The 8155-nt window shown below is 60.3% G+C and carries 7 protein-coding genes and 3 pseudogenes; 6 read left to right on the top strand and 4 right to left on the bottom strand.

Annotated features, from left to right (window positions below):
* The 3 genes and pseudogenes from GNZ13_RS24530 to GNZ13_RS24520 all read left to right on the top strand — a co-directional run.
* A partial coding sequence (locus tag GNZ13_RS24530; protein WP_172169007.1) for an IS5 family transposase occupies positions 1-403 on the top strand: 403 nt, incomplete at its 5' end.
* Between the two features lie 39 nt (positions 404-442).
* Positions 443-1020 (top strand): annotated as a pseudogene (locus GNZ13_RS24525) (diguanylate cyclase); the annotation flags it as partial.
* Positions 1021-1234: 214 nt separating this feature from the next.
* Positions 1235-1471, top strand: coding sequence for a hypothetical protein (locus tag GNZ13_RS24520; protein WP_216675001.1), 237 nt, complete (start codon positions 1235-1237; stop codon positions 1469-1471).
* A 451-nt stretch (positions 1472-1922) separates the two neighbouring features.
* Here the strand turns inward: GNZ13_RS24520 and GNZ13_RS24515 are convergent, their stop codons facing one another.
* Entirely contained in the window at positions 1923-3836 is a 1914-nt protein-coding gene (locus GNZ13_RS24515; RefSeq protein WP_172169010.1) for an SMP-30/gluconolactonase/LRE family protein, read from the bottom strand.
* A 587-nt stretch (positions 3837-4423) separates the two neighbouring features.
* Here GNZ13_RS24515 and GNZ13_RS24510 point away from each other — a divergent pair.
* Together GNZ13_RS24510 and GNZ13_RS24505 are read left to right on the top strand one after the other, a co-directional pair.
* Positions 4424-4916: pseudogene (locus GNZ13_RS24510) on the top strand (IS5/IS1182 family transposase); the annotation flags it as partial.
* Positions 4917-5212: 296 nt separating this feature from the next.
* The gene (locus GNZ13_RS24505) at positions 5213-5431 is read left to right on the top strand and encodes a hypothetical protein (protein WP_172169005.1); all 219 of its coding nucleotides are present in this window, start codon (positions 5213-5215) and stop codon (positions 5429-5431) included.
* A gap of 107 nt (positions 5432-5538) precedes the next feature.
* Here GNZ13_RS24505 and GNZ13_RS24500 read toward each other — a convergent pair.
* Both GNZ13_RS24500 and GNZ13_RS24495 read right to left on the bottom strand, forming a co-directional pair.
* Positions 5539-6081 (bottom strand): annotated as a pseudogene (locus GNZ13_RS24500) (ISKra4-like element ISBte2 family transposase); the annotation flags it as partial.
* A gap of 168 nt (positions 6082-6249) precedes the next feature.
* Entirely contained in the window at positions 6250-6441 is a 192-nt protein-coding gene (locus GNZ13_RS24495; RefSeq protein WP_216675000.1) for a hypothetical protein, read from the bottom strand.
* Positions 6442-6612: 171 nt separating this feature from the next.
* Between GNZ13_RS24495 and GNZ13_RS24490 the strand changes: the two genes are divergently transcribed.
* Positions 6613-6777 (top strand): tyrosine-type recombinase/integrase, encoded by a 165-nt coding sequence (locus tag GNZ13_RS24490; RefSeq protein WP_268959186.1) that lies wholly within the window; start codon positions 6613-6615, stop codon positions 6775-6777.
* Between the two features lie 224 nt (positions 6778-7001).
* Here GNZ13_RS24490 and GNZ13_RS24485 read toward each other — a convergent pair whose 3' ends face one another.
* Positions 7002-8054, bottom strand: coding sequence for an IS1634 family transposase (locus GNZ13_RS24485; protein WP_456238731.1), 1053 nt, complete (start codon positions 8052-8054; stop codon positions 7002-7004).
* Positions 8055-8155: the final 101 nt, after the last annotated feature.

Here is an 8155-nt window from a genome sequence, read left to right as displayed (position 1 = left end):
AAACGGCGTTCACATCAGCGCGATCCTGACCGGCGCGAACCGCAACGACGTCACCCAACTGCTGCCGCTTGTTGACGCGATCCCGCCGATTCGTGGCGTGCGCGGCCGGCCGCTTCAGAAGCCCAAGGTCGTCTATGCCGATCGTGGCTACGATTCCGACCCGCATCGTCAGCGACTTCGCGAGCGCGGCATCAAGCCGGTGATCGCGAAGCGTCGCACTGAACATGGCAGCGGCCTGGGGAAATTCCGCTGGGTGGTTGAACGGACTCACTCGTGGCTCCACAACTTCCGTCGTCTTCGCATTCGCTTCGATCGTCGAGCTGACATTCACGAAGCGTTCTTGAAACTCGGTTGCGCCCTTGTCTGCTGGAACATCTTCAGGCGTACGGAGCAACCTTTTTGAACTGGCCTCTAAGAACGCCGCTGCGCCAGGAAACGCCGTTTTTTCGATGTTTCGTTCGTGCTGGGCGCTCAGCTGCGGTGCCGGATGCGTGGCGGAATCGGAACTGGAGCTACGCGCGCGAGCGGACGGTCTCACCGGACTGAATCACCGTCGCACGCTGGGCGAAATCCTCGATCAGGAGTGGCGCCGCGCCCGCCGCACGCGCAGTATGTTTTCGCTGCTCTTTGTCGACATCGACCGGTTCAAGGCCTACAACGACACGTACGGACATCAGGCGGGCGACGACGCGCTGGCCGCCGTTGCGCGATGCATTGGCGAGAATATCCGGCGGACCCGGGTCAGCGCGGCGCGCAATGGCGGCAAGGAGTTTGTCGTCGTACTGCCCGATACCCCGCCGGCAGGCGAATTGAGGATCGCGGAAAAGATTTGCGCAGCGATCAGCGAACTGGCAATCGAGCACCCGGGCAGCGAGTAAGGACGCGTCACCGCGAGTAATCGGTGCTGCGAGCGGGTCGCCGGAGACGGACGGCAACGTGATCGGTGTAATCAAAGCCGCTGACGAGGCACTGTACAACGACAAGGCCACCGGGCGGAACAAGGTGTCGCCGTTCGTGCCGGCAAGAGAGGCGCAGTCAAGCACGGACGCCGCACTGGCAACCGATGTCCTCGTCGTCTCACCGTGCTTGTGCTCCCGCGGCGGCAGCGCGGGTGCTACACGAGCAGCGGCCAGCAAATGCGTGAACTGGCCTTGCGTGTGGCCTTTATTTGACGTACTGACAGTTCAGATACTCCGCTACGCTGGTGTCGTGGTAGCCCGATGCTGAGGCTGACATGCTCGACTTGGGCCGGCCGGGCAACAGCGGTATTCCGGAGACAGACGTGAACCTGATCGAGATGGCCAGAAAGGCTGGCATGCAGGTCCTGCTGGACGCGCAGATCGGTCGCGAGACCTATCACAGCGTGTGCGGGCCGATTTCGTCATTACAGAGGTTTGCCGAGGAAGTCGTGAAGTCGATGAATCCCGGGCAGACCGCTCCAGCCTTTCAGGAGGGCGAGCAAGAGCCGTAGCCCATTGCGCGCCGGCCCGTTACCACGCCCTCTGCGGCAGGGGTCCGCCGTAATCCGCCCCGGACGGGGCGCGCCGATGGGGAAGCCGCGTCAGGTACAGAAAGGAGGAGCCGGTCATCCTGAAGGCCCTGAATGTTGTTGCTGGCGACGATCGCGCGGGTTGGGGGGCTCAAGATCCGGAAATTTGCGCTCTGAAAATCGCCTTGCCAACTGCCAGGACGCCGCCGATAACCGGCGCCGGAGGCGAACAGGCCGCTCTGCGTGACCAACAGGAAAGCAAGAACGGCAGTGTATGCGTATCAGGCGACTAAAGATTTCAGACTTTCGAAGCATCTCAAAAGGCTGTGCCTGATTTTCCGGGTGAACGCTGCCTGTGGAAAGAAACAATGTCGATAAGTCGACATGACGTGAGGCACTCGCCGGGGGGCGTAGGCGCGACGAGCACTGTCGATCAGGGTGTCCAACGATAAATGATGACGCTGGTCCCGTTGTAGTTGTCCTTCGTGATCACGTACTCCCCGGTCGACCGACGGTACGATCTAAGGCCGTACATCGAATCCACGTCATTGCCGACGTACACGGTGTTGGGGTTGCTGTTGATCAACGTGCTGTCCAGGCTGCCTGTGGTCAGATTGAAGGCATCGATGTTGGGCACGGTGTGTACGTATCCGACGAAGAGATAGTTGCCGGCCGCCGTGATCGACTTGGGATTGGCGCTGGTGAGGTTGATCACCGGATTGGGAACGGTCGTGTTGCCTGCGAGCCAGCCGTGATACACCTCGATCCGCGTTCCGATTGACGTCCAGTCCGTGCTACCGACAACTCCCTGTGCCAGGATCATCGTGTCGCTTTCCGGCAGGTAGATGATCCGCGTCAATGGCGTGATCGTGCCCGGAATGGGCGTTGCAATTCCTGCTCCCCAGCTCGGCTGACCGTTGGCATCGAAGCCGGTCATCGGATAGTGCCAGATGGCATTCGTCTTGTCCAAACCGGCCCAGACGTCCCCTTTGCTGTCGAGGCAGAATCCGTCCCTGACCGGTGCGGTCGTATTGAACGCCGGACCTGGAAGTGTGGCGTCCGGTATGGCGATGTAGCCATTCACAGCATTGAAGTGGAAGAAGTAGAAAGTATCGGGATTCTGACCGGACGCCACGAGGATCCGGTTGGCGCCGACGGTGGCAAGTTGACCGAAGTGCTTATCCCGTGAGCGATCGTTGATGTTGATGCGTGGGTCGGATGGATAGTCGATCGGATCGACAGTGTTCGCTACGAAGGTTCCCCCAGCGGTGCCGGTGTAGATGTTGGTGCCTCCATAGAAGTACGCGCCATCAGTACCCGGGTCCGGAGCCGCGACCCCCTCGAAGTTGAGAGACTGAAGCTTCCATTGCAGGTGGCCAGAACTGTCGTAGGAGTGAATGTCGGTGCCGCCGTCGCGGCCGAGGTCCCAGCTTCCGCCCCACGGGTTGTTGAGCACGTACACGTTGCCGGCGGCGTCTTTGCCGATGCCGGTGACGCGGGTAAAACGCTTGTCGCCAACCTGGCCTTTGATTGCCGTTGTCGTATCGAGATATCCCCCCTGAATGCCAAATGTACTGACCAGAAATGGAATGCCCAAAATGCTATAGATCTTGATGTTCATGTCGGGGCCCTCGTCGCCGATCATGAGACACCCGGTCGACGAATCGAAATACAGCGATGACGGTCGAGAGGCGACGGACATCTGGATGGTGCTCACGAGCACGCCGGCCGGATTGAATTCGAGGATCGCGCCCGCGCTCTTCTGCGCAACCCAGATGTTTCCTGCGCTGTCCACCGCGAGCGCGCCAGGGCTTGAGACGGCGATATCCTGCCGCCAGACGCCGTCGGTGGTGTAGACGCGGACGCGATTTCCAGGAGAGTCGCTCGCATAAAGGAGCGAGCCCGACGTCGCGAGTCCCGTGATTACATCAACCCGCTGCTCAGTCGTTGTCGCGCTGACCGGGATGAGAAAGTCGCGAGTTTGAGTGGTTCGGTTGTACCGCCCCACCGTGCCGCTGCCGTAAGTGGTATTAAATTGCAGCGCGGCGAAAATCGAAGTTGCATTTCCCGTAATGGCCGAGCCCTGAAAGTCGGCGTGACCTCCTATGGACCCCAGGCTTCGGCCGTTCTGGTATATCGCGACACCACCTTCGTTTTCGTCCCACATGGAAGCCGTGTAGATGACGCCCTCGGGCGCTATCCACATGGAACGTGCGACGCTACCCACGCGGGTAGCGTTGGTTCCAGATGTGTTCGCCACCCAGTCGGTGGTGTACTGTCCCTGGCACTCCGGCGCAAGCGTAGCGATCAGCAGTGCAGCGAGGAATGTGGCGTAGATTCGTTTCATGATCGTGAAGCGTGCCCTCCTGAGGCACCTGAATTGGGGGATTGCGGTTTGGCCCATGCTCGCAGCTGACAACCTGATGGGCTTTACATGGGGGTCGACGATGGTTCCTGTGGCTGCCTTCCTCGTCGTGCTGGCATCCGCGCTATGGCCTGGAAGACTCTTCGATCGGGAAGGGTGGTCTTCGAAGCGTGCCCGGCGCCGCTCGCCCATTCGGCGAGCGGCGTTTCGCAGGAAACTGTCCTTGTTCACTCGCCGCTCCAGCAAGTGTCCCGTCTGTCCAACTCAACGGTGCGTTCGAGCGGTATATCGGCGAGGTGCGGAAAAAGTTGAGCTGTTCGCGTTTCCAGTACAGGCAAACGTGCTAACACTCAGCCCGAGCACCGCTTCCAGCCGGTCCGCGAGTGGCTGATTTCTTGCGAGGCGAAGGTCCGGTGAGGGGGCGGCTGCGGAAGTTCGAGGCTGTGCCGGCTCGCCATCGATTGATGTCGAACTTCGGGAGTCGGCCAACTTTGACCACTTAACGTGCGGGCGGGAATCTGCTCGACTCACCAGCGCACCATCGAAAGCGGGCCGGTTTACTTGTCATGGACCCGGACGCGCGTTCGATGAAGACACGCGGAACCGGAGTCGTCGGCTACAACGTCCAGATAGCGGTCGATGCAAAGCACCATCTGATTGTCGCGCACCCGGTCACCAACAATGGAATTGGTCGAGGCCAACTCACGTCGGTGGCCAAGCTGGCGCGTACGGAAATGGGCGTCGATAAACTCACGGCAGTTGCCGACCGAGGCTATTACGAGAGCGAGGAGATACTCGCATGCCACGAGGCGGGCATCACGGCGTTTGTTCCTAAGACGAAAGCCTCGGGCGCGACCGCTGACGACCGCTTCAGCAAAGAGGATTTTAGCTACGATGCTGAGAAGAACGAGTATCGATGTCCGGCGGGTGAGCGTCTCATATGGCGCTACAAGACAACCGAACGCAGCCTGAAGTTAGCGCTACTGGAGCTCGCAGTGCCAACAGTGCTCGTTGAAAGATAAATGCACCGCAAGCACCGAACGCCGGGTAACGCGATGGGAGCGCCGCATCGATGCGATGTAGTCGTTTCACGGTGTGCCTCCAGTTGCACGGCGCTCGGTCGGTCATGCTAGGATTTCTCCAGGATACCGACGGAGGCCGACATGTGGACCTGCCGAAACTGCGATGCCCGGTACGACTTCGATCGGGTCGCGCCGGAAGTCGATGACCACGGATTCTTTTTCCTCTGTCCTGCCTGTGACTACAGAAACAAGCTCGTGAGCCTCGGCCGAGACGCGAGTGGGAACCTGCAGCTTGCTCAACGCGACGACGAATAGAGCATTTTTTCGGGGGCGGTCATGCAATTCGACTACAAGGGATTCCACATCGACGCGTCGCCTCTTGATGAAGGTGGTCGCTACTACGGTCGCGCAAAGTTCTATCGGCGCCTCACGGCCGGTGGCGAAGCCGTCGAGGTAAAGTACTCGGGTGACCTCGGTGACTATCCATCCGACGCTGACGCGTTCGAGGCGGCACAGCGCTGGGCGATCCAGTGGTGCGACGAACACGGTGCTTAGGGGGAGTGTTAAAAACTTAGGGGTATTGCGTTCGATGTTCGCTCGAACAGCTTGATAAATTCCGCGGCCTCGCTCGATAGCGGTGGCTTCGGCCTTTTGTACCTCGCAAGCCTTTCGGCGAGGTCAACGTTGATCAAAGCACATCGCGCCTGGGCGAGTAGGTGGACCCCTTTCGGTGACCAACGCATCTGCTGTCGCTTGCACATACGCTGATTGATCACCTGGTTGACCGCTGACTCCGCCGTCGCAGTCGAAACAGGTTTGCGCTGACGATGTCGCGCCCCGTGGTTGATCGTCGATCCGCCTTTCGCTTCGACATATTCAACAAGCTCTCTGGTCCGGTAATCAAGTTGCGCGCGGCTTTCTGCAACGCCCGGTGTCTCGGGAATGATCACGCGGCAAATGATCAAGATCCCCTGCATCCGGTCCATGGCTTGCTCTCGTTTGCCATGCCAGAAACACCAGCGTAGTTTCGCTATTCGGGAGATCAAAACGCGTCGTGCAGCTTTCTCCGATTCTGTCGTTACACGCATACCCTTGACGATCTGCTCAAGGTATCGCACACGCATCGAAATGTGAAATCAGTCGAGCACGGAACTCGATGAAAACGGCAATCTCTGGGCTATTGACTGCAGTCCGTTGACTGGATCGTTGGCAGCCGGGCAGGGGCATACGGGGAGATGATGCCTGGGTATGTGCGGGAACGAATCCAGAAGCCTGTGACCGATCGCGTTGCAGTCTACGGAAAGGCTTTGCGATATGCCGACGGCGCATGTAGCGGCTGGAGTTGCTGTTCATCGCCGGTGGCAGAGCTGATATCAGACTCGCTCACTCCAGAATGTCCTTCCTGACAGCGGAGAGTCAATCTCCGAGAGCCGGTCGTACGGCACACAGGGCAGGGCAGCGCCATTGACCCGGATCTCGATGCGCCCATCCGGATACTCGAACACGTCCAGGTCCTGGTGGATCAGAAAATCGATCGCTGGCGTATTAGCCAGCAGATAGATCACTCGGTCGCACCGGACGGTCAGCGCCTTCGTCACGCGCCGCGGTACGCGACACGTTAGGATCAGTTCAAGATGACATCTTCAGTTTGCTCTACGACTTCATCGCTGATTTCAATGGCCGTTTTGGCAAGGAGCCGAAGAGCGCGTTCGACGCGCACCGGCCGCTGCTTGCTCATGACGACCTTCGGCACGCGCGCGGTCGCGCGCGACATGCCGGTCGACGTGGTGCAGGCGATTCTCGGCCACGCGTCGCTGCAGACGACGTCGACCTATGTGCGCCCCGAGCAGCAGCGCACGCTCGAGGCGGCCGCACAGTATTACGCTGCGGAGGACGATTGACGGCGGCGCGTACAAAAAGGTGTTGGTTGCCTGCCAGCAACGGCCTTCGCTGCATCGACGTGGCCGGTCAGCGCGCGTAAGGCCCCCGGGTCGCCCCACGCCCGGACGGAGCCTCGGAAGTAGGGGCGCGGCGGAGCGTCTATCCGTCTATCTTTCAGGGAGGGTGCTGACGTCCCGACTTACATTCCGCACGTCGAGGACACAATTTGGCGCGAATTTCGTCGCTAGTCCGGCGGGCGAAAGACGTCTTCCGGGACGCCGAGTAGCCTGAGCAGCTGACGCTGCAATTCCGTGAGGGGAACGTCGAAGACCTGCACAGTGTGTGCACCATCGATCAGCCGGTGACGTTCGGCGAGGCTGAACAGGCGCAGGATCTGTTCGGTCGTGGGGCGTGCGCACTGACGCTGCTCGGGATAAAGAGGCAGTTCGTCGATATTCTCGCGCTTCATGGCAAGGCGCAGCTCGCGTTCAATGAGCGCCTGCACGAGCAGAGCGAGGAAGTACAGCGTGAAGAAAGCCTCGATGCGGCCCTCATCCTTCAGGAACACCGGTGCGATCTCATGTACGGTCTTGACCTGTTCGAAGCGCTTCTCGATCATCGGCTGACCCTTGTGGGCTTCCAGCACCTGGGCCGGTGACAGACTGCGATCGTTTGTAACCAGAGGATACATTCCATCGCTGCTGTGATCGTAAGCGATGGCCTGTTCGTCGGTCGTCCACTCGATGTCAAAGCGCCGCCTGGTGATCTTGCGGTAAGCAGTCTCGGGTCCCGGGCGACCCCGCCGCGTCTGCCTGTACTTGTGTTCTTCGCGCACGGTACGCCGGACCTTCAGATAGCGGGCGACGTGGTGCTTCTCGAGAATCACCTTGATCTGCAGGTCAATCTCGGCAGCGCCACGCAGCCGCGTCTTCGAGCCTGCCAGCCGCGCGCGTAACTGCTGGAACTCTTCAATGGCCGCGGCGATGTTCCTGCGTCGCCGGGCCTCCTGGCGCAGGGTCAGCAACGGACTCCACACCCATACTACGGGCCAGGCTTCGGCCGACAGTAGCGGCGCGCGAAAGACATACCAGCAGTCGCGCGGCCCGTCGCTGTGGCGCGGATTGGGCCGGTCCCACACACAGGTCCAGTCCGGGGTGTTGGTCTGGATCCACTGGCGGAACTCGGCGTCTTCGAGGCGATTGCGGGGCAACACGGTGACGAACCGTCCGCCCGCGCGATCGATATGGTCCATGTTCTCTCGAGAACAAAGTTTCGAATGGGCAACATACTGCCACATATCACCAGGAGGTTTGCATCTACTATCGCTTTCATCCGCGCGCCGGGGAGGTGGCGCTTGTATCTGCTCGTCGTGCCAACGGCGGCGACCCCATGATTGTT

The organism is Paraburkholderia elongata, assembly GCF_013177735.1.
Classification (GTDB): Bacteria; Pseudomonadota; Gammaproteobacteria; order Burkholderiales; family Burkholderiaceae; genus Paraburkholderia; species Paraburkholderia elongata.
Note: the sequence above shows the minus strand (reverse complement) of the source record. Positions and strands in the feature narration are given on the sequence as shown.